At 75.6% G+C, this 21,125-nt stretch carries 19 protein-coding genes and 1 pseudogene; 10 read left to right on the top strand and 10 right to left on the bottom strand.

Features of this window, described 5'->3' with window-relative positions; translation table 11 throughout:
- Window positions 1-33 precede the first annotated feature (33 nt).
- Genes egtD through egtA form a run of 4 tightly spaced genes read right to left on the bottom strand, consistent with a single transcriptional unit; the run spans window position 34 to window position 4,455 of the window.
- Window positions 34-996, bottom strand: a complete 963-nt coding sequence (egtD, locus tag ACLGIH_RS04010) for an L-histidine N(alpha)-methyltransferase (protein WP_416523820.1) — start codon at window positions 994-996, stop codon at window positions 34-36.
- On the bottom strand, window positions 993-1,790 hold the full coding sequence (gene egtC / locus ACLGIH_RS04005) for an ergothioneine biosynthesis protein EgtC (RefSeq protein ID WP_416523819.1): 798 nt from the start codon (window positions 1,788-1,790) through the stop codon (window positions 993-995). Before egtC ends, egtD begins: the two co-directional genes overlap by 4 nt.
- A complete protein-coding gene (gene egtB / locus ACLGIH_RS04000) occupies window positions 1,790-3,109 on the bottom strand; it encodes an ergothioneine biosynthesis protein EgtB (RefSeq protein ID WP_416523818.1) in 1,320 nt (439 codons plus the stop codon). The genes egtC and egtB overlap by 1 nt, the downstream gene beginning before the upstream one ends.
- Window positions 3,106-4,455, bottom strand: a complete 1,350-nt coding sequence (gene egtA / locus ACLGIH_RS03995; RefSeq protein WP_416523817.1) for an ergothioneine biosynthesis glutamate--cysteine ligase EgtA — start codon at window positions 4,453-4,455, stop codon at window positions 3,106-3,108. Before egtA ends, egtB begins: the two co-directional genes overlap by 4 nt.
- Window positions 4,456-4,746: 291 nt before the next feature.
- Between egtA and ACLGIH_RS03990 the strand changes: the two genes are divergently transcribed.
- Window positions 4,747-5,601: a TIGR02452 family protein gene (locus tag ACLGIH_RS03990; RefSeq protein ID WP_416523816.1), complete on the top strand. Its 855-nt coding sequence runs from the start codon at window positions 4,747-4,749 to the stop codon at window positions 5,599-5,601.
- Window positions 5,602-5,817: 216 nt separating this feature from the next.
- Here the strand turns inward: ACLGIH_RS03990 and ACLGIH_RS03985 are convergent, their stop codons facing one another.
- Window positions 5,818-7,254, bottom strand: coding sequence for an amidase (locus ACLGIH_RS03985; protein ID WP_416523815.1), 1,437 nt, complete (start codon window positions 7,252-7,254; stop codon window positions 5,818-5,820).
- Window positions 7,255-7,443: 189 nt separating this feature from the next.
- On the opposite strand from ACLGIH_RS03985, the gene ACLGIH_RS03980 reads away from it, so the two are divergent.
- Entirely contained in the window at window positions 7,444-8,337 is an 894-nt protein-coding gene (locus ACLGIH_RS03980) for an NAD(P)-dependent oxidoreductase (protein WP_416523814.1), read from the top strand.
- 142 nt (window positions 8,338-8,479) lie between these two features.
- On the top strand, window positions 8,480-8,902 hold the full coding sequence (locus ACLGIH_RS03975; protein ID WP_416523813.1) for a PPOX class F420-dependent oxidoreductase: 423 nt from the start codon (window positions 8,480-8,482) through the stop codon (window positions 8,900-8,902).
- A gap of 123 nt (window positions 8,903-9,025) precedes the next feature.
- Here the strand turns inward: ACLGIH_RS03975 and ACLGIH_RS03970 are convergent.
- Window positions 9,026-9,665, bottom strand: a pseudogene (locus ACLGIH_RS03970) (LysE family translocator).
- 206 nt (window positions 9,666-9,871) lie between these two features.
- On the opposite strand from ACLGIH_RS03970, the gene ACLGIH_RS03965 reads away from it, so the two are divergent.
- A complete protein-coding gene (locus ACLGIH_RS03965; RefSeq protein WP_416523812.1) occupies window positions 9,872-10,300 on the top strand; it encodes a VOC family protein in 429 nt (142 codons plus the stop codon).
- Between the two features lie 79 nt (window positions 10,301-10,379).
- On the opposite strand, the gene ACLGIH_RS03960 is transcribed toward ACLGIH_RS03965, so the two are convergent.
- Window positions 10,380-11,258, bottom strand: a complete 879-nt coding sequence (locus ACLGIH_RS03960; RefSeq protein WP_416523811.1) for an alpha/beta fold hydrolase — start codon at window positions 11,256-11,258, stop codon at window positions 10,380-10,382.
- Window positions 11,259-11,396: 138 nt separating this feature from the next.
- Between ACLGIH_RS03960 and ACLGIH_RS03955 the strand changes: the two genes are divergently transcribed.
- The 5 genes from ACLGIH_RS03955 to ACLGIH_RS03935 all read left to right on the top strand — a co-directional run bounded on the left by ACLGIH_RS03955 (window position 11,397) and on the right by ACLGIH_RS03935 (window position 15,881).
- Window positions 11,397-13,367, top strand: coding sequence for an AfsR/SARP family transcriptional regulator (locus ACLGIH_RS03955; protein WP_416529276.1), 1,971 nt, complete (start codon window positions 11,397-11,399; stop codon window positions 13,365-13,367).
- Between the two features lie 57 nt (window positions 13,368-13,424).
- On the top strand, window positions 13,425-13,859 hold the full coding sequence (locus ACLGIH_RS03950) for a PPC domain-containing DNA-binding protein (protein ID WP_416523810.1): 435 nt from the start codon (window positions 13,425-13,427) through the stop codon (window positions 13,857-13,859).
- A gap of 122 nt (window positions 13,860-13,981) precedes the next feature.
- Window positions 13,982-14,407 carry a CBS domain-containing protein gene (locus tag ACLGIH_RS03945; RefSeq protein ID WP_416523809.1) on the top strand — a complete coding sequence of 142 codons (426 nt, stop codon included), beginning with the start codon at window positions 13,982-13,984 and terminating at the stop codon, window positions 14,405-14,407.
- Window positions 14,408-14,419: 12 nt separating this feature from the next.
- Window positions 14,420-14,773, top strand: coding sequence for a DUF6343 family protein (locus tag ACLGIH_RS03940; RefSeq protein ID WP_416523808.1), 354 nt, complete (start codon window positions 14,420-14,422; stop codon window positions 14,771-14,773).
- 94 nt (window positions 14,774-14,867) lie between these two features.
- Window positions 14,868-15,881, top strand: coding sequence for a sigma-70 family RNA polymerase sigma factor (locus ACLGIH_RS03935; protein ID WP_416523807.1), 1,014 nt, complete (start codon window positions 14,868-14,870; stop codon window positions 15,879-15,881).
- 23 nt (window positions 15,882-15,904) lie between these two features.
- Here the strand turns inward: ACLGIH_RS03935 and ACLGIH_RS03930 are convergent, their stop codons facing one another.
- Both ACLGIH_RS03930 and ACLGIH_RS03925 read right to left on the bottom strand, forming a co-directional pair.
- On the bottom strand, window positions 15,905-17,350 hold the full coding sequence (locus tag ACLGIH_RS03930; protein ID WP_416523806.1) for an FAD-dependent oxidoreductase: 1,446 nt from the start codon (window positions 17,348-17,350) through the stop codon (window positions 15,905-15,907).
- Between the two features lie 166 nt (window positions 17,351-17,516).
- Window positions 17,517-18,731, bottom strand: coding sequence for a polysaccharide pyruvyl transferase family protein (locus tag ACLGIH_RS03925; RefSeq protein WP_416523805.1), 1,215 nt, complete (start codon window positions 18,729-18,731; stop codon window positions 17,517-17,519).
- A gap of 218 nt (window positions 18,732-18,949) precedes the next feature.
- On the opposite strand from ACLGIH_RS03925, the gene ACLGIH_RS03920 reads away from it, so the two are divergent.
- Window positions 18,950-19,621: a phosphoribosyltransferase gene (locus tag ACLGIH_RS03920; RefSeq protein WP_416523804.1), complete on the top strand. Its 672-nt coding sequence runs from the start codon at window positions 18,950-18,952 to the stop codon at window positions 19,619-19,621.
- Between the two features lie 265 nt (window positions 19,622-19,886).
- On the opposite strand, the gene ACLGIH_RS03915 is transcribed toward ACLGIH_RS03920, so the two are convergent.
- Window positions 19,887-21,074 carry a CaiB/BaiF CoA transferase family protein gene (locus ACLGIH_RS03915; protein WP_416523803.1) on the bottom strand — a complete coding sequence of 396 codons (1,188 nt, stop codon included), beginning with the start codon at window positions 21,072-21,074 and terminating at the stop codon, window positions 19,887-19,889.
- Between the last annotated feature and the right edge of the window lie 51 nt (window positions 21,075-21,125).

Genomic DNA, 21,125 nt, shown 5'->3' with positions numbered 1-21,125 from the left:
CCGGCCACAACGGCCGGGCCCCGGCCACGGCGCTCAGCGCGCCGTGCTCAGCGACAGCGCGAAGCGGTCCCCGGCATCGGTCCACCAGTGGGTCAGTTCCAGGCCCGCCGCGGCCAGTTCGCCGCGCACACCCTCCCGGCGGAACTTCGCCGACACCTCGGTGCGCACCTCCTCGCCCGCCGTGAACTCCACGGCCAGGTCGAGCGCCTGCACCTTCACCGTCTGGTCCGTCCGTGAGCGCAGCCGCATCTCGATCCACTCCCGCTCGGCGTTCCACAGCGCCACATGCTCGAACGCCGCGGGATCGAAGTCGGCGTCCAGCTCGCGGTTGATCACGGCCAGGACGTTCTTGTTGAACGCGGCGGTCACCCCGGCCGCGTCGTCGTACGCCCGGACCAGCACCCCCTCGTCCTTGACCAGGTCGGTGCCCAGCAGCAGCGCGTCGCCGGGGTCGAGCATGGCCCGCACGGAGGCCAGGAACGCGGTGCGTTCGGCCGGGAGCAGATTGCCGACCGTGCCGCCGAGGAACGCCAGCAGCCGGGGGCCGGGGGTGTCCGGAAGGGTGAGCCCCGCGGTGAAGTCGGCGATCAGCGCGTGCACGTCCAGGCCGGGCCGCTCCGCGACCAGGGCCTGCCCGGCCTGGGTGAGGGCGCTCTCGCTGACGTCGACCGGCACATAGCCGCGCAGCCGCGTCAGCGCGTCGAGCAGGTGCCGGGTCTTGTCCGAGGAGCCGGAGCCCAGCTCGACCAGGGTGCGGGCGCCGGTCGCCGCGGCGATCTCACCGGCGCGGGCGAGCAGGATCTCCCGCTCGGCACGGGTCGGGTAGTACTCGGGCAGCTCGGTGATCTCGTCGAACAGCTCGCTGCCGCGCGCGTCGTAGAACCACTTCGGCGGCAGCGTCTTGGGCGTGCCGGTCAGGCCCGCCACGACGTCGTCGCGCAGGGCCGCGTCCGTGGCGTCCTCGGGCAGCGTGCGGGTGAGACGGAACGGGCTCACGGGTGGGACTCCTCGGCGGTTGCGGGGGCGGTCGGCTCGTCGGGTGCCAGGTCCTTCAGCGGGGTGAGCAGCACGTCCGTGCGGCTCGCCACCAGCAGGGTGCGGTCGGGAACCTCCCGCCAGTGCGGATCGTCGTCGTACGGCTCGGAGGCGACGACGGTGCCGCCGTCCGGCCGGGTCAGATAACAGAGCGTGTCGCCCCAGGCGGTGGCGGCGATCGTCCCGCCGTTGGTGAGCAGCAGGTTGAGCCGGGAGCCGGGGGCCGCCGCGGCGACCTCCAGGACCGTGTCCGCCAGGGCATCGCCCTCGGTGTCGCCGGCCCGCAGCCGGTTGAGCACCAGCGCCCACACGAACGCGGAGTCGTTGCGGGCCTGGAGCGTCAGCAGGTCCTCCGGGGGCAGCGACCGGACCAGCCCCGACAGGGAGCCGGGCCACTCGGCCACCGCGCCGTTGTGGCTGAACAGCCAGGTCCCCGCGGCGAACGGCGCCGCCGCGGCCTCCGCGTCCGCACCCGACAGGGTCGCGTCGCGCACCGCCCCGAGCAGCGCCGTGGTGCGCACCACCCGGGCCAGGTCGGCGAAGGACTGGTCCGCCCAGATCGGCCCGGCCCTGCGGTACCGGGCCGGCACGGCGTCCCCGGCGGCGTACCAGCCCACGCCGAAACCGTCGGCGTTGACCGTGCCGTACCGCTGCCGCCGCGGCGCCCAGGACTGGCGGTACAGACCGTGCGAGGGCGCCACCAGGAGCCGGCCCAGCGGCTCCTCCGGCCCCACGTAGGCGAGGTGACGGCACATCAGGAGACCCCCGAGGAGCGGGCGGTGCGGAACCCGGCGAAGATCTGCCGCCGGACCGGATAGTCCCAGTTGCGGAACGTGCCCCGGCAGGCGACCGGGTCCACCGCGAACGAACCGCCGCGCAGCACCTTGTGGTCGGACCCGAAGAACACCTCCGAGTACTCCTTGTACGGGAACGCGCGGAACCCCGGGTACGGCAGGAAGTCGCTCGCCGTCCACTCCCACACGTCGCCGATCAGCTGCCGCACGCCGAGCGGCGACTCACCGGCCGGATAGCTGCCGGCGGGCGCCGGGCGCAGATGCCGCTGGCCCAGGTTGGCGTGGCCGGGCCCCGGATCGGCGTCGCCCCACGGGTAGCGCATCGAGCGGTCGCCGGCCGGGTCGTACCGCGCGGCCTTCTCCCACTCGGCCTCGGTGGGCAGCCGCCGCCCGGCCCAGCGGGCGTAGGCGTCGGCCTCGTACCAGCACACGTGCACCACCGGCTCGTCCGGGGGCACCACCTCGGTGACGCCGAACCGGCGCCGCAGCCACTGCCCGCCGTCCCGGCGCCAGAACAGCGGGGCGGTGATGGAGTGCCGGCGGACGTGGTCGAAGCCCTCCGGCGCCCACCAGCGCGGGTCGTCGTAGCCGCCGTCCTCGATGAACGCCTGGTACGCGCCGTTGGTCACCGGTGTGGTGTCGATGAAGAACGGCGGCACCTCGCGCCGGTGCGCGGGCCGCTCGTTGTCCAGCGCCCAGGGCTCGGTGGAGGTGCCCATGGTGAACGGGCCGCCGGGCACCAGGACTTCGGACGGTCCGGTGAACAGCGGCACCGGACCGGGGTCCGGGGCGGTCAGGGCCTGCGGGCCCCTGCGGAGCTGGTGGGTGATCAGCATGGTCTCGTCGTGCTGCTGCTCGTGCTGGGCGATCATCCCGAAGGCGAAACCGGCCTCCGTCAGCCGCGTGCCGTGGAACGCCGCGCTCTCCAGCACGTCCAGGGCCCGGCCGCGCACGTCGGCCGCGTAGCGGCGGGCCTCGGCGGGCGGCAGCAGCGGCAGCTTGGGACGGTCGGCGCGCGGATGCTCGAAGGCGTCGTACAGACTGTCGATCTCGGGCCGTATCGCCTCCTGCCCGGCGACGGCCCGCAGCAGCCACTGCTCCTCCTGGTTGCCGATGTGGGCCAGGTCCCACACCAGCGGGGACATCAGCGGCGAGTGCTGGGCGGTCAGGTCGGGGTCCTCGACGCAGCCGGTCAGCAGCGTGGTCCGCTCCCGGGCGGTGACCAGCGTGTGCAGTGCCCGCTCGCGCAGGGCTTCGGCGTCGTGGGCGGGCTCGGTCATGAACGGAAGTCCTTTCCGTGCGGGCTGGGGTTCCCCCCGCTCGAGCGGAGCCGGGAGTGGGCGGGACCCGCGCCGTCCGGCCGGTCCAGCAGATCGTCGGCGGGGCAGCGGCCCCGGGCCACGTAGCGCTCCAGGTACGCCGTGACGGCGGCGGTCACCTCGGTGGTGGCGCCGATCCGGGGCAGGGCCCCGAGGGCCGCCTCGAAGCAGGTCACGGCCGTCTCGCGCAGCTCCGGGTCGGCGAGCCCGGTCCGGGCCGCGTCCCGCCACAGCGGGTTGTGCGGCGCGGGCAGTCCGTGGGCTCGCTCGGCCAGCGGCTTCACGGCCCGGTAGGCGGTCTCGGCGGCCTCCGGGTCGTCGAACAACGCCGCCGTCACGGCGAGCGGCACGATCCACCCGTCGTCGCCGGGCTGCGCGTCGATCATCCGCAGTTCCAGGTGGCCGCGCGGCCTGACCGGCGGGAACAGGGTGGTGAGGTGGTAGTCGAGGTCCTCCCGCTCCGGCGGCCTGGGTACACCCGAGCGGGCCCACTCCCGGAAGGTCAGGCCCTCCGGGACGTCCCAGGGTTCGCCGTCGCGCCGGACGCACATCACCGGTGCGTCCAGCACATGCCGGGCCCAGGCGCCGCGCGGATCGGAGTCCAGCGGCGGGCCGCCCGCCCGGGCGGGGCCGATCTGGGTCCAGCGCAGCTGCCGGGTGGACACCCAGCCGGTGGGCCGGCGCACGGCCAGCGGCGAGTTCGCGAACGCCGCCACCAGCACGGCGCCCAGCTGGTGGGCCAGCCACCAGCGCCGGACGTGCCCGAGGGGGCCGGGCTCCTCGTAGCCGGCGTCCAGGCAGACCTGGACGGACGCCGAGGTGCACATCATCGCGCGGCCGGCCGGGCCGGTGCGGTCCAGGCACGCCTCCATGGCGTCGTAGCGCGGCTGGCGCAGGAAGCGCCGGGGGGACCGCCAGGGGTCGTGGCCGAGGCCGACGAGGGTCAGTCCGTCCCGGCGCAGGACCGCCCGGACGGCGTCGAGGTCGGCGGAGACGGTGCCGACGCAGTCCATCAGCGAGTCGGCGGGTGGCGAGCTCAGCTCCAGCTGGCCGCCGGGCTCGATGGTGAGCGCCGACTTCAGGCGCACGGGCCGCAGTGCGGCGTAGGCCGCGTCGAGTCGTCCGGGGGCCACGGGGAGCCGCGGGTCCCGCAGCTCGTGGACGAGCCACTCCACCTCCACACCGAGGCGGCGGGGCGGGCCGGTCTTGAAGCAGATGCCGCGGACCAGGGCCTCGACCTCCGCCTCGGTGAGGACGGTGCGTGGCTGCTCACAGCCGCCCTCCGGGACAGTGGGGCTATCTGACATGTCGGGATCCTCCTGAGATTCCACCATGCCGCCGACCTGCGGCCCGGTCGGCCGGGTCGGCACACTCGTCCCACCCAAGACCCTCGTGACGCGCGGCACAAGGGCGCATACCGGGACGTTCCGGGTCGGTCATCCTGTGCGTCCCGGTCGTTTCCGGAGGCCTTTCCCGGGTGTTCGCGGCGCTCCGGAAACTCCGTTGCACCGCATCACCAGCATCACCCAGGATGCGTACATGAGCACGACGGGGGAGGCCGCGCGGCGCGCGGCCACGGCGCCCACGGGGGTGGCGCCGTGAGCGCGCGCCTGCGCGGCATCGCGCTGCGCACGGAACAGATCGTCGCCGCGGGCGCCTACCGCGCGCCCGACGGCCGGGAGGTGCCGGTCGCGGCGGCCGTCGAGGCGGCGCGGGACGGCACGCGGATGCACGGCCCGGGTCCCGTACCGGTCCCGCCCGTCCCTCCGGTGGTGACGTCGTTCGAGGTCACGGGCGAGAGCAGCCTCCAGGCCGCCCGCCGGCTGGTCGGCGACGCGGCGGTGCTGAACTTCGCCTCCGCACGCAACCCCGGCGGCGGCTACCTCAACGGCGCCCAGGCACAGGAGGAGGCACTGTGCCGCGCCTCCGCGCTGTACACCTGCCTGCTGCGGGCGCGGGAGTTCTACGACCACCACCGAGCCCACCGCGACCCGTTCTACACCGACCGCGTCATCCACTCACCCGCCGTGCCCGTCTTCCGCGACGACCGGGGCCGCCTGCTCGACGAGCCGTACCCGGTCTCCTTCCTCACGGCCGCGGCGCCCAACGCGGGCGTGGCGCGGCGCACGGCACCGGAGCGCGCCGCCGACCTGCCGCACGCGCTCGCCGTGCGCGCCGAGCGGGTGCTGGAGACGGCCGCCGCCCACGGCCACCGGCACCTGGTGCTCGGCGCCTGGGGCTGCGGAGTCTTCCAGAACGACCCCGCCCAGGTCGCGAGCGCCTTCCGGACGCTGCTCGGACCGGGCGGCCGGTTCGCGTCGGCCTTCGCGCACGTGGTCTTCGGCATCCTGGACCGCACCCCGGACGGCACGGTCCGGCAGGCGTTCGCGCGGGCGTTCCCGGAAAGCGCCCCGGGCCCGGCGGAGGAACCCGCCGCACGGCGGGCTTCGTAGGGGGCCGGGGCCGGGCCGCCCCGCGCGGGGCCCGCCGCCGACGGGCACCCGGCCCCGCACCCGTCGTGCCGCTCGCCGGACTCCCGGACCGCCGGCAGCGTGCCCGAGGCATCCTCCCGCCCCGGTCGGGGGCGCCGTCGTGTGCGGGGCCGTACCCGCCCGGGACGTCGTCGGCGGGCGGCACGCCCGCGGCCGCACCGGGCGGGACGCGCCCGCTCACGCCGCCGGGGTGTCCGCGTCCGGGGCGGGGCCCCGCGGCGGCCGGGCCCGGTGCCAGCGCAGCTCGGACTCCAGCTGCGCGGCGAGCCCGATCAGCAGCGGCTCGCTGTTCGCGGGGCCGAGCAACTGGGCGCCGACGGGCAGGCCGCCGGTGACGAATCCGGCGGGCACGTTGACGCCGGGCCAGCCCAGCACGTTCCACGGCCAGGCGTAGGGGCAGGCGGCGATCATGGCCCGGTCGGTCGCCAGGCCGCTCAACCGCGCCAGCGCGCCGACCCGTGGCGGCGGCGCGGCGGTCGTCGGCGCGAGGACCACGTCGTACGTCTCGAAGAACGCGCCGATACGGCGCCGCAGCACCGCCTCCGCTCGCCGGGCCGCCCGCAGCGGCGCCCCGCCGAGCAGCCGGCCCAGCCGGGCGGCCTCCCGGGTGCGCCGGTCGAGCAGCGCGGGGAACGGCGCCTCGCCCACCCGTTCCGCGATCCCGGCCGTGGCACGCGGCACGAACGTCAGCCCGATCTGCCCGTACGGCGGGTCGGCCTCCTCGACGATGTGCCCCAGCGCGGCGATGCGGTCGGCGAGTTCCACCACCCGGGCGCGCACCTCGGGGTGCAGCCGGGCGGGCACCGCGGTGAACGGCGGCCTCAGGGAGAGCGCGATGCGCAGTCGCTCCGGGGGGCGCCCCACCGCGGCCGAGGCGTCGATGGCCGGCGGGCGGTGCGGGTCCCGCGCGTGGTTGCCGCTCGCCGCGTCCAGCAGCAGCGCCGCGTCGGCGACCGTGCGGGCCAGGGTGCCGTTGACCGTGATGCCGTGGAAGGACTCGCCGCGCGGCCAGGTGGAGATCCGGCCGCGTTGCGGCTTGATGCCGACCAGATGCGTCCAGGCGGCCGGTATGCGCACCGACCCGGCGCCGTCCGAGCCCAGCGCCGCGGGCACCAGCCCGGCCGCGACCGCGGCGGCCGACCCGCCCGACGAGCCGCCCGGCGTGTGCGCGAGGCTCCACGGATTGCGGGTCGCCCCGAACGCGGGCCCCTCGGTGAACGGCCACTGCCCGAACTCGCAGGTGTTGGCCTTGCCGACGATGACCGCCCCGGCCGCCCGCAGCCGCCGTACCGCCTCCCCGTCCTCGGCCACCGGCGGATGCTCCCCGGCGCAGCCGAACGCGGTCGGCTCGCCCGCCACGTCCATGTCGTCCTTCACCGCCACGGGCACACCGAGCAGCGGCTTGCGGCTCCCGGCGGCCAGCTCCCGGTCGGCGGCCTCGGCCTCGGCGAGCGCGGCCCGTGTGCGGACGATCCGGAAGGCGTTGAGCGAGCCCGCGACCTGCGTCGCCGCGATCCGCGCCAGGGCCTCCTCGACCAGCGCCCGGGACGTCACCTCCCCCGCGGCGAGCGCACGGGCGGACTCCGCGAGGCCGGCGACACGGTCGTACGTCATGCGGACACCTCCGTCGAGCATGCTGTCTACCGAACGGTAACCTCCGCCGCGCGGCGGCGGAACGCCTCGGGCGGAAAAGGGACTTGAGTGCCGCCCGCACACGTCCCGGCGGGTGGTGCGGGCGACGGGCCGGTACGCGTGGCAGGCTGATCCCCGGTCACCCACCGCGCGAGAACAGGAAGTCGACGCATGACCGACCAGCTCACCGTGAGCGTCCTCGGCACCGGCATCATGGGCGCCGCGATGGCCCGCAATCTGGCTCGCGCCGGACACGCCGTCCGGGCCTGGAACCGCAGCCGCGACAAGGCCGAGCCGCTCACCGCCGACGGCGCGCACGTCGCCGACACCCCGGCCGAGGCGGTGCGGGACGCCGATGTGGTCCTCACCGTGCTGTACGACGGCCCCGCCGCCCTGGACGTGATGCGGCAGGCGGCGCCCGGCCTGCGGCCCGGTGCCGCGTGGGTGCAGTCGACCACCGCGGGACTGGACGCTCTCGGCGACCTGGCCGCGTTCGCCCGCGAGCACGACCTCGTCTTCTACGACGCGCCCGTGCTCGGTACCCGGCAGCCCGCCGAGGCCGGGCAGTTGCTGGTGCTGGCCGCCGGGCCGGCCGACGCGCGGGACGCGGTCACGCCCGTCTTCGACGCCGTCGGCGCCCGCACGGTGTGGACCGGCGAGGACGGCGCGGCCGGCAGTGCCACCCGGCTGAAACTGGTCGCCAACAGCTGGGTCATCGCCGCCACCAACGCCGCCGGGGAGGTCCTGGCGCTGGCCGAGGCCCTCGGCGTGGACCCGGCCGGGTTCTTCGACGCCATCGCCGGCGGACCGCTCGACATGGGGTACCTGCACACGAAGACCGGGCTCATCCGGGACGGCCGGCTGACCCCGCCCCAGTTCGCGGTCGGCACCGCCGCCAAGGACGCCCGGCTGATCGTCGAGGCCGGCGAGCGGCACGGCCTCCGCCTGGACATGGCGGCGGCGGGCGCGGAACGGCTCGCCCGCGCCGCCGCACAGGGGCACGGTGACGAGGACATGGCCGCGGCGTATTACGCCAGCTTCGACGGGAAACCGAACGGGGGCTGAGGAGCCCCCGGGGCCCGAGGACGCCGTACGGCCGCACGACGCACAACCGCACAACCGCACAACCTCGCGACGCGCGACGGTACGAAACCGCACGGCGGTACGAAACCGCGCGACGCGCACGACCGCACACGAAGGAGTCCGTATGTCCAAGCCGCCGCTCCCCGACGAGGCCGTGACCCTGCTGGGCCGCCCCAACCCGTGCGTCATGGCCACCCTGCGGTCCGACGGCGCGCCCGTGTCGGCCGCCACCTGGTACCTGTGGGACGACGGCCGGGTGCTGGTCAACCTCGACGAGAGCCGTGTCCGGCTGAAGCACCTGCGCCGCGACCCCCGCGTCACCCTCACCGTCCTGGACGGGGACAGCTGGTACACGCACCTCACCCTCATCGGCCGCGTCGTCGAGCTGCGCGACGACGAGGGGCTGGCCGACATCGACCGCCTCGCCCGGCACTACACCGGCCGCCCCTACCCCGACCGCGAGAGCCCCCGGGTCAGCGCCTGGATCGAGGTCGAGCGCTGGCACGGCTGGGGCGAGATGAAGGACGGCGACCGGACGGGCAGCTGAGGGGCAGGCACGTCGGCGGGCAGCTGAGGGGCGGGCCGTCGGCCTGCCGCCGATCCGGTCCTCGCCGTCCTCGCCTTCCGTCGCCTGGCCCTGGCCCCGTCACCCCGGTCCTCGCCCCGTCACCTAGTCCTTGCGTCCCGTCACGGCCACGGTCACGCCGAGGCCGATCATCGCCAGGCCGCCCGTCCCGTCGACCAGGGACAGGCGGCGCGGCGAGGTGGCGAACCAGTCGCGCGCGGTCGCGGCCAGCAGTCCCCACAGGCTGTCGCAGGCGACCGCGATCAGGATGAAGACCAGGCCGAGCAGCAGTATCTGTGCGGCGACCCCGCCCCGGCCACGGTCGACGAACTGGGGCGGCGCGGCGGCGAAGAAGACCAGCGTCTTGGGGTTGGTGACGCCGACCGCGAAGCCCTCCCAGATCGTGCGCCGGCCACGGGGCGGTGCCGCGTCCCCGGTGAACGCCGCGGGCAGGGACCGGCGTCCGCGCCAGGCCTTGGCACCGAGGTGCACCAGGCAGGCGGCGCCCGCCAGTTTGAGCACGGTGAAGACGAGGGCCGAGCGCTCCACGACCGGCCCCGACTCCCAGGGCGACGGCGACGACGAGCACGTAGGCGCCGAGGGTGTTGCCCACGACCGTGGTGAGCGCGGCGCGCCGGCCCTGCGCCAGCGCCCGGCCGATCACGAACAGCACGCTCGGGCCGGGCACCACGATGACCAGGAAGGACGGGGCCGCAACGGCGAGCAGCCGGTCGGAGGACACCATGCGGGCCATGCAAGCACGCGGCAAGTCCCGCCCTCCACCGGTATTTCCGCGCCCACCACGGCAGGCACCCGGCGGCCGGCGGACCGGAAAACCGCGTCGACACGGCGACCGGCGGTGTCTAGGATCCACCGCGCGGCATCGCGTGCCGGTCACCGGCCGGGTGAGGCATGGAGGCGCCGCGGAGATGCCCGTGGAGGCATTCACCCATGTCGGTCCAGTTCAACCACACCATCGTTCTCTCCCGTGACCGGGAGGAGTCCGCCCGTTTCCTCGCCCACGTGCTGGGGCTGGAGGTCGGGGAACCGGCCGGGATGTTCCTGCCCGTGACGACCGCCAACGGCGTCACGCTGGACTTCGCCACCGTCGACATCGACATCCCCGTGCAGCACTACGCGTTCCTCGTCTCCGAGGACGAGTTCGACGCCGCCCTCGCCCGGCTCGTCGAGGACGGCGTCCCGATCCAGGCCGATCCGCACGGCAGGCACCCGCGCCGGATCAACCGCAACGACGGCGGGCGCGGCGTGTACTTCACCGACCCGGCCGGACACGGCCTGGAGATCATCACCCGCCCGTACGGCAGCGACCCGTCCTCCCCGCTCAACGGCGTCACCGAGGACGTCCCCGGGGCCTGCTGAGGCCCCCGCGGCGGGGCCCGGGCCGGGCCCCGCCGTGCCCCTCCCCGCCGTGCCCCGCCGCCATCCTCCGCGCCGGCCCTCACCGGGTCAGCAGCTCCCGCAGCGCCGCCGTCACCTCTCCGGGCGCCTCCTCCGCCATGAAGTGACCGCACCCGACCGTGACGTGCCGCAGATCCGGCGCCCAGGCCCGCCACAGGGCGGCGGCGTCGTAGCCGAGCGCGGCACCCCAGTCCTGCTGGAGGACGGTCACCGGCATCCGCAGGCGGTTGCCGCGCTCCCGGTCGGCCCGGTCGTGGGCGACGTCGACACCGGCCGAGGCGCGGTAGTCGGCGACGATGGACGGCACCGCCTCGCGGGACGCCTCCAGATACGCGGCGCGCACCTCGGCGGGCAGCGCCGCCGGATCCCTGGTCCACAGGTTGAGGAAGTGGCCGAAGAACGCGTCCGGCGCGGCGCCGATCAGCCGCTCGGGCAGGCCGGGCGGCTGCGCCATCAGGTACAGGTGGAAGCCCACGGCCGCCGTGGTGCCGCGCAGCACGTCCCACATGTCCAGCGTCGGCAGGACGTCCAGCGCGGCCAGCCGCGTCACCGCGTCCGGGTGGTCGAGCCCGGCCCGGAACGCGACCAGCGCGCCCCGGTCGTGCCCGGCGAGCGCGAACCGCTCGTGCCCCAGTGCCCGGGCCAGGGCGACCACGTCGGCGGCCATGGTCCGCTTGGCGTACCCGGTGCCGTCCGGGTCGGCGGGCTTGTCGCTGGCGCCGTAGCCGCGCAGGTCGGGGCAGATGACGGTGTGGTCGGCCGCCAGGTCCGCGCCGACGTGCCGCCACACCAGGTGGGTCTGCGGGAAACCGTGCAGCAGGACGACGGGACGGCCGGTGCCGCCGACGGCCACGTTCAGCGCCACGCCGTCGGCGACGGTGACGCGGTCCAGGGTGAAGCCGGGGATGATCGGTGCCATGACTGGTCGGTGCCTTTCCGCTCCCGCACAGGGACGGGAACGTCACCGAGCCTGCCGGGCGCGGATCAGCAACCGATCAGTGCGCGTACGGTGGTGACCACGGAACGCGGACGGACGCGGACGGAACGGGACGGGGAAGTGGCGGTCGCCTTCGGTGTGCTCGGGCCGGTGACAGCCGAGCGGGGCGGCGACGCGCTCGCGTTGAAGGGGCCCCGGCACCGTGCCGTGCTGGCCCGGCTGATCGTGGCCCGGCGACGCGTCGTACCGGTCGCCCACCTGGTCGACGACCTGTGGGACGTACCGCCCCCGCGGGCCGTCGGCGCGGTCCGCACCTTCGTCGGGGACCTGCGCCGCGCCCTGGAGCCCGGACGCCCGCCGCGCGCCCCGGCCCGGTTGCTGGTCACCGACGGCCCCGGATACGCGCTGCGCCCGGCACCGGATGCCGTGGACGCCTGGCGTTTCGAGGACGCCGTCGCTCGGGCCGAGCGGCTGCCGGCCGACCGGGCCCCGGCCCTGCTCGGGGCCACGCTCGGGGAGTGGCGGGGGCCCGCCTACGCCGAGTTCAGCGACGCGCCCTGGGCCCGCGGCGAGCGCGCCCGGCTGGCCGAACTGCGGCTGCGGGCCGTCGAACGGCGGGCGGAGTGCCTGGTGGCCGCCGGCCGCCCGGCCGAGGCGATCCCCGATCTGGACGCGCACGTGACCGACCACCCCTGGCGGGAGGAGGGCTGGCGGCTGCTCGCCCTGGCCCTGTACCGGACGGGACGCCAGGCGGACGCCCTCGCGGTACTGCGCCGGGCCCGCGCCCTGCTGACCGAGCGGCTCGGCATCGACCCGGGGCCCGCGCTGCGCGGGCTGGAGGCCGCCGTCCTCGCCCAGGATCAGGCCCTGGACCCGCCGGCCGAACCCGCCCAGGCGGCGGCCCGGCTGTGGGCCCGGGCCACCGAGGCGTACGACCGCACCGTCGCCGCCGGGGCCCGCGCCCGCCTGGAGTCGACCGTCGGACTGCTCCGCGACCTGGCGGTCACCGGCGGCGGCGGACTGGAAGCCGCCCGGGAGCACCGGATGGCGGCCGTCACGGCGGCGGAGGAGACCGGCGATGCGGAGCTGACCGCCCGCGTGATCGGCGCCTACGACGTCCCCGCCGTCTGGACCCGCAGCGACGACCCCGACCTAGCGCGGCGCCTCGTCGCCGCCGCCGAACGCACCCTCGCCGCGCTCCCGGCCGGTCCCTCGGCCGAGGCGGCACGCTGCCGGCTGCTGGCCACCGTCGCCCTGGAGTCGCGCGGCGTGCGCTCCCCGCGCGGGCCGCAGGCGGCGGCCGAGGCCGAGCGGATCGCCCGCCGCCTGGACGCCCCGGCGCTGCTGGCCTTGGCGCTGAACGGCACCTTCATGCAGTCCTGCACCACCGCGGGCCTGGCCCCGCGCCGCGACGCGATCGGCGCCGAACTGGCCGGCCTCGCCGCCCGGCACGGCCTGGTCACCTACGAGGTGCTGGGCCATCTGATCCGCGTCCAGGCCCGCTGCGCCCTCGCCGACTTCACCACCGCCGAGGAACACGCCACCGCCGCGGACCGCCTGGCCGAACGGCACGAACTGCCGCTGGTGTCCGTGTTCACGGAGGGCCACCGGGCACTGCGCCGAGCCGTCGAAGGCCCCGCCGACCGGGCCGTGGCGGCCTACCGGACCACCGCCGCCCGGCTGGACGGCGCGGGCATGCCCGGGGTGCGGCGCGGCCTGCTGCCCCTCGCCCTGCTCGGCCTCGATCTGGCCTCCGGCCGCCCGCCGCAGGTGGACCCGGACGACGACTGGGGCCCCTACCGGCCCTGGGCGCAGCCCTTCGCCCTGCTCGGCCGGGACCGCGCCGACGAGGCCCGGGCGGCTCTGCGGTCCCTTCCGGAACCGCCGCCCGGCCTGCTGTACGAGGCCCTGTGCTGCGCCGAGGCGGCCCTCGCCCTGGAACTCCGCGACCGGCCGGCGCTGGAGCGCGCGTACCGCCGGCTGCTGCCCGCGGCCGGTGAACTCGCGGGCGCGGGCAGCGGACTGCTCACCTTCGGTCCCGTCGACGACTGGCTCGCCGCCCTCGCCCGGGCCGTGCCCGAAGCGGGGTAGGCCCGCGGGCCCGGAGATCGGCGGTTGCCGTGATCCGGGCCGGGTACCCGGCCCGGCATGAAGTGGCAACAGGTACAGGACGGTCCCTCGGCGGTGTACGTACTCGTGCTCGACCCGGGCGAGGACCCGGTCACCGAGCTGACGTCCTTCGCCCGCGACCGCTCCCTCGGCGCCTCGCAGGTGACGGCCGTGGGCGCGTTCTCCGAAGCGGTGGTCGGCTGGTTCGACCGGGACGCCAAGGACTACCGGCACATTCCGGTGGACGAGCAGTGCGAGGTGCTCTCCCTGCTCGGGGACATCGCCGTCGGGGACGACGGCCCGGTCCCGCACCTGCACGCCGTCGTCGGGCTGTCCGACGGCTCCACCCGCGGCGGCCACCTGCTGTCGGGCCGGGTGTGGCCGACGCTGGAGGTCGTCGTCCGCGACAGCCCCGCGGAACTGGCCAAGACCTACCGCCCCGAGTTCGGCCTCGCCCTGATCGACCCCGGCTGAGACCGCCGCCGCACGGCGGTTCACCGGCCCGGCCACGGGTTACCCGGCCGGTACCGGTACACGCACCCGGCCCGTCCGATCGCCCGACTCCGTACCGACGCACCATTCGGAGGTGCCCACCTATGACCCGGCGGATACGGGACGTGATGTCACCCGCCACGGCGGCCGTCGAACCGATGACCACGGTGGCGCGGGCGGCACGGCTGATGCGCGAGCGGGACGTCGGCGACGTCCTGGTGGCCTATGACAGTGATCTGTTCGGCGTGCTCACCGACCGCGACATCGTCCTGCGGGCCGTCGCCGACGGCCGCGACCCCGACGACACCCCGGTCGGCTCGGTGTGCACGCCGCCGCCCGTGGTGACCCTCGGACCGGACGACACCACGGACCGGGCCGTCGAGCTGATGCGGCGGCACGCCGTGCACCGGATCCCGGTCGTCGAACGCGGTGGCTGCCCGGTCGGCATCGTCAGCCTCGGCGACCTCGCCGCCGCCGGGGAGCCCGGTTCTGCCCCGGCCGACATCAGCACCGCGGCCCCCGACCACTGAGGGAGGCACGACATGCCCGTCCGACGCCCCCGGGGAGCCGCGCCACCCGCGCCGCGTGCGCGCTCCGGCGCGTTCGGCCGCCGCCACCCGCGCACCGGCACCGAACCGGCCACGGCCCGGAGCGCGCTGCGGCTGCGCCTGGTGCTGTCGGCCGTCTTCCTGCCGCTGTTCGTCGCGGGCGCCGCGTTCTTCGGTGTGTGGGCCGGTGCCTGGGACCCCGGCGACAGCCCCGGCCGCGGCGTCCTGGTCGCGCTCGGCGCGGTGTGCGCCGCGCTGGCCCTGCTGGCGGTGGCGGACCTGATGACGATCACCTCCCGGCTGCGCCGGGAACGCTGGGAACGGCAGGGCGGTCCGCCCCCGCGGTGACCCGGCACCGGGCCCGCGCCCGCCGGACGTTCGGGTCCGGGCCCGCCGGGTACCCGAGCCCATCGGTGACGAGGAGGGGACGGAGGAACGCGAGATGTCTCCGCCGGCACAGACCCCCGCCGCGCACGAGGACCGCCGCGCCCCGGCCCGCACCGCGCGGCTGCGCACCCGTATCCCGGAGCCCGACGAGGAACCCGACCTGCTCGGCCAGTACCTGGCGCAGATCGGCGCCACCCCGCTGCTGACCGCCGAGGACGAGGTACGGCTCGCCCGGCGCATCGAGGCCGGTCTCGCCGCCCAGGAGGAACTGGAGCAGGCCGACACCGGCGAGCCCGCCCCGACGCCCGGGCAGCGCCGCCGGCTGACGGAGACGGTGCGCGACGGGCAGGCCGCCAAGGACCACATGGTGCGCGCCAACCTCCGGCTCGTGGTCTCCATGGCCAAGCGGCACGCCCACCGCGGGCTGCCCCTGCTGGACGTCATCCAGGAGGGCAACCTCGGGCTGATCCGGGCCGTGGAGAAGTTCGACCACACCAAGGGCTTCAAGTTCTCCACGTACGCCACCTGGTGGATCAGGCAGGCCATCGAACGGGGCCTGGCCACGCACGCCCGGACGGTACGGCTGCCGATGCACGTCGTGGAGCAGCTGCAGAAGCTCGCCAAGGTCGAGCGGAAGCTGCGGGGGAGCCTCGACCGCGAGCCGACCGTCGAGGAGGTGGCCGCCGAGAGCGGCCTCGCCGCGGACAAGGTCGCCTGGCTGCGCCGCGTCGGACGGGACGCGGTCAGTCTCGACACCCCGGTGGACGAGACGGGGGAGACCGTGGTCGGCGACCTCATCGCCGACACGGAGGTGCTCCAGGCCCCGGAAGTCGCCGAGTACCAGGCGCTCGCCGAGGAACTGCACGAGGCCGTCGGCACCCTGGCGCCCCGGGAGGCCATGATCCTCAGCCTGCGCTACGGCCTGCACGACGGGCACCCCCGGACCCTCCAGCAGGTGGCCGCGCACGTCGGCCTCACCCGCGAACGCGTGCGCCAGCTGGAGAAGGCCTCGCTTGCCCACCTCCGCGCCCCCGAGACCCGCGACCGCCTGCTGGACTGGGCGAGCTGACGCCGGGCGCCCGGCGCCCGGCGTCAGGCGCCCGCCGGGCCGCCGATCCGCAGCCGGGCACCCTGCCGCAGCAGCTCCCGCTGCACCAGCCGGTAGGGGACGCCCCGCGGTCCGTGGCCGTGCCGCACGGTCATCGCCGCGGCCACACCCGCGGCCTGCCCGGTCGCCATCGCGATCGGCATGACGCGGTACGACGAGTGCGCCACGTGGGTCCCCGAGATGCACCGCCCCGCGACCAGCAGCCGTTCGGTGCCCTTCGGCACGAGACAGCGCATCGGGATGTCGTAGAAGCTGCCCATCGGCACCCGTTTCAGGACGGTGCCGCTGCCGCGCGGGTTGTGGATGTCGATCGGATAGGCGCCGTGCGCGACCACGTCCGGGAACATCCGGGCGGCGAGGATGTCGTGGCCGGTCAGCTGGTAGTCGCCGAGCACCCGCCGGGTCTCCCGCACCCCGATGTGGGTGCCGCTCTGCACCACGTACGACTCCTCGAAGCCGGGCACCCGGGTGCGCAGGAACCGGTCGATCTGCGCCAGCTGGCGGCGGGCCGTGTACTCGGCCCGGGTCAGGTCCCACACGCTGGTGCCGAGCACGCGGTTCACGCGCGTGCTGTTGACGGCGACCTCGCGCGGGTGCGGGGTGGCGAAGAACAGGATGTCCTCGCGCGGCAGCCGCAGATCCCCGTCCGCGCGGGCCTCCTCGATCAGGTCCCACAGGCCGTGCACGCCGCGCCACTGGTCGGGGTTGGCGCGCACGTAGTCGGCGAAGTCCGGCCGCGCGAAGTCCGCGACGCGGAACATCAGCGTCATCGGCTGCACCAGCCCGTCCTCCTTGCGCCCGATCTCGTACGACGCCCCGCAGGCCGCCGCCACGTCGCCGTCGCCGGTGCCGTCCACGACCACACCGGCGTCCAGCACCACCGGACCGGACTTGGTCTCGAACACCACCCGCCAGCCGGAACCGTCGTCCAGGGGCAGCGCGGTGGAGGCGAAGGCGTGGAACAGCATCCGCACCCCCGACTCGTCCAGCATGTCGAGCAGGACCAGCTTGAACAGCTCCGGGTCGAAGGGGACCGTGTACCCGGTCTTCCGGGACGGCGGCAGGCAGCCGCCCCGCCCCGTGAGCCGGTCCAGCAGCTGCCACAGCACTCCCGCGACCACCGGCTCGCCCTCGCCGTGGTCGGTGGGCAGCAGCCGGGAGTCCTCCCCGGACTCGGTGAAGGTGGCCTGTTTGTGCTCGTTGTGGAACGACATCAGCGGCATCACCAGCGCCACGGTGGCGTTGCCGCCGAGGAAGCCGTAGCGCTCCACCAGGACCACGTCCGCGCCCGCCTCGGCCGCGCCGATCGCGGCGGAGACGCCGGCCGGGCCGCCGCCGACGACCAGCACGTCACAGCTGCCCCCGTGCTGGGCGGAGCGCGGCGGCAGGGTGACCGTGCGCGATTCGCGGGGCTCTTTCAGGATCGGCATCGGTCTCCCTCGGACGGTCATCCGGTTCGGCTCACGCGGTCAGTCCGGTCTTCCTCACGCGGTCGGTCGGGCGGTCGGGCGGTTGTTCGGCCGGTCGGCCGGTCGGTCAGTCGGTCAGTCGGCGTTCCGCACGCGTGCGGCCGGTCGGCCGGCCGCACGCACGCGGTCAGGCGTGCAGCGGGCGCGGTTCGGCGGCGTACGGCAGTTCCCGCTCCGGCTCTCCCGTCCGCGCGCCGTCGATCTCGTCCAGCAGGGAACCGCAGCGCACGCAGGTCTCCCGCGCGGTAGCCGTCAGCTCCCGCATCCGGTCCCGCAGGTCGTCGCGTCGCTGCGGGTATTCGTCCCACAGCCGGTCCACCTCCGCCAGCAGCAGCCCGGCCTGCTCCCGCGCGACACCGACCAGGGCCGGGGCGCCGAGCCGGCGCGCGAAGTCGAAGACCTTGCCGGAGTACGGCAGCGGAAGCACCGGCACCCCGGACAGCGCCGCGAAGATCACGAAGTGCAGGCGCATGCCGACGGCCAGCTCCAGGTGGCGCATCAGGCCGAGGACCTGCCCGGGGCTGTAGGCGCCGTGCAGGATCCGTCCCTTGTCCGGCGCGGTCATGTGGGACAGCACGGCGTGTGCGTGCCGGACGTCGTGCCGCTCCATCGGCAGGAACACCACATGCGCGTCCAGGCGCCGCACCAGGAAGTCGGCGACGTCGGCGAGCAGCGCGTGGTAGTCGCCCTCGTCCAGTTTCTCGGCCGCCCGGCCCGGTTCCCGCACCGACATCCCCACCAGCCGGGCCCCGGCGGGCACGCCCTCGTCGCGCATCATCGCCTCGGTGAACGGCTCCGGCCGCAGCAGCAGCGCCGGGTCGGCGGTGACCGTGACCTCGCGCTCCAGCCCGACCTCCTCCAGGACCAGCTTGGACTCCTCGTCGCGCACCACCACGTCGTCCATGTCGGCCAGCACGGTGCGTACCGCCTCCCGGTCCTCCGCCTCGCGCAGCGGGCCGGCGCCGACGGCGTAGGCGAACGTGGGGACGTCCAGGTCCTGCGCGGCGCGCACGAGCCGCAGATAGCGCCGCGCCTCCCCGTCGTAGAGGATGCCGCCGCCGCCCAGCACCAGCAGGTCCAGGGCGGGCAGCACGTCCAGCACGCGGTTGCGGCTCACGCCCTCCCAGTCCACCACCTCGTCGGCCTCGGGATGGTGCGCGCGGGTGTGCTCGGCGTTGCGGCTGAACACCACCAGGTGCGCGTCCGGCCGGTGGACGCGCAGACAGCTCAGGACGCAGGTCAGGATCGCCTCGTCGCCGATGTTGAAACCGCCGTACGAGCCGAGCACGCCGATGCGCGGGCCCGGCCGGGCGGCCCGCGGATGGGAAGGGGCAGTGGTCATCCGGGAACTCCCGTCACGTTCACAGGTCGGCTGGGCGCCGGGGGACGGCGCGGGACCGGCCCGCGCCGGGTGCCGGGTTGCCTGCGACGCGGGTCCGGAAACACCGCTTGCTCCCTTCGGGTGACGGCCGGCCGGCGGCCCGGACGCGGTATCGACGGGCGGCGAGCAGGGTACGCGGGGGCCGGGGAGAGGCGCGGTACGAAGGAGGCGCGGCCACCATGCGGTACCACGACCGTCAGCAGGCCGGACGGATGCTGGCCGAGGAACTGCGGGCACTGCGGAGCGGCGGCGGACTGCCGGACCCCGTCCTGGTCCTGGCCCTGCCCCGGGGCGGCGTCGCCGTGGCCCGGGAGGTCGCCCGGGAACTCGACGCCCCGCTCGACGTGCTCGTCGTACGGAAGATCGGCGCCCCGCTCCACGAGGAGTACGGCGTCGGCGCCATCGCCGGGGACGACGAGCCGCTCTACGACGCGCAGGCCGTGGCCGGGCTGGGTCTGGACGAGTCCGACCTCGCGCCGGTGGTGGACCGGGAGCGCGCGGAGCTGCGCCGCCGCGAACGGCGCTACCGCGAGGGCCGCCCGGCCCCCGGGGTACGCGGCCGGACCGTGGTCGTCGTCGACGACGGCCTGGCCACCGGGTCCACCGCGCGCGCGGCGCTGCGCTGCCTGCGGCGCCGGGAACCGGGGCGCCTGGTGCTGGCCGTGCCGGTGGGCGCGCCGGAAACGGTGGACGGGATGCGGGCGGAGGCGGACGAGGTGATCTGTCCGTACACGCCCGCGGCCTTCATGGCCGTCGGCCTCTGGTACGAGGAGTTCGACCAGCTGACCGACGAGGACGTGCTGCGGGCCCTGCACACCGGCGGCGGCGCGGCGCACGGACCGGGAGGGTGAGCCGGAGCCGGCGACGCGCCCCGTGCACGGCGCACACGGCCCGAAGGGCGTGCCGCCGCCCACTCGCTCGTCGGCGTGTCCCGGCGGGAGGTTCCCGGGGAAGCGGATGCGTCCGACGGGGGCTTCGGAGGGGGGCCGGTGTGCTCCGTCGGGTGCCTTGGGGTCCGTGTGCTCCGGGTGCCCCTGCGGAGTGCCGGCGTGTTCGGGCGGGTGGTTCTCGGGGAAGGGGCGCGTTCGACGCGAGTCTTGGAGGGGTCCGGCGGAGTCAGACGACGGCGTCCGCGCGCAGCGCCTCGATGTCGGCGGGGGAACGCCCCAGCTCGGTGAGGATGGCCTCGGTGTGCTCGCCGACGGCCGGCACGGGGTCCATGCGCGCGGGCACGCCCCCCAGATCGGCCGGCGGCAGCAGCGCCTCCACCCGGGCGCCGCCGGGCACGGCCACCTCCCGCCAGCGGTCCCGGCCGGCCAGTACCGGGTGGTCCAGGAACGCGGCGATGTCGTTGACGCCGGCGCAGGCGACGCCGATGCGCCGCAGGTCCTCGAGGATCTCCGCGCTGACGGAGCGGGCGCAGCGCGCGGCGACGAGGGCGTCCAGCTCCTCCCGGTGGGCGACCCGGTCCGGACCCGTGGCGAACCGCGGGTCGTCGGTCAGCTCCGGCTGCCCGAGGAACTCGGCGCACAGCGCGGCCCACTCGCGCTCGTTCTGGATCGAGAACAGCACCTCCTTGCCGTCGGCGGCGCGGAAGGCGCCGTAGGGCGCGATGGTGGCGTGCCGGGTGCCCAGCCGCGGGGGCTGGCTGCCGCCGTACCGGGTGTAGTACGCGGGCTGGCCCATCCACTCCGCGAGCGCCTCGAACAGGGACACCTCCACCGGGTGCGCCTCCCCGGTGGTGGCGCGGGTGTACAGCGCGGTGAGGATGCCGCTGTAGGCGTACATCCCGGCGGCGATGTCGGCGACGGAGATGCCGACGCGGGCGGTCTCCTCGGGCGTCCCGGTGAGCGACACCAGCCCCGTCTGGCACTGCACCAGCAGGTCGTACGACTTGCGGTCGGCCCACGGCCCGCTGGTGCCGTACCCGGATATCGTGCACGGGATCAGCCGCGGTAGGCGCTCGGTGAGCCGGGCGGCGCCGAGTCCGAGGCGGTCCGCGGCACCGGGCGCGAGGTTCTGGACGAACACGTCGGCGCGTTCCAGGAGCCCGTGCAGGATGTCGACGCCCCGCGGGTCCTTGAGGTCCAGCGTGAGGGACTCCTTGGACCGGTTCAGCCACACGAAATAGCTGGACTGCCCGTGCACGGTGGTGTCGTAGCGGCGGGCGAAGTCGCCGTCGCCCGGGCGCTCCACCTTGATCACGCGGGCGCCGAGGTCGGCGAGCTGCCGGGTGGCGTAGGGCGCCGCCACCGCCTGCTCCAGGCTGACCACCGTGACCCCGGACAGGGGAAGCCGCTGCACGCTCGAGTCTCCTGCCGCCGGGCCGGACACCCGCCGGCACGTCGGCCGACG

Source organism: Streptomyces hamibioticus (assembly GCF_047946815.1).
GTDB lineage: Bacteria > Actinomycetota > Actinomycetes > Streptomycetales > Streptomycetaceae > Streptomyces.
Note: the sequence above shows the minus strand (reverse complement) of the source record. Positions and strands in the feature narration are given on the sequence as shown.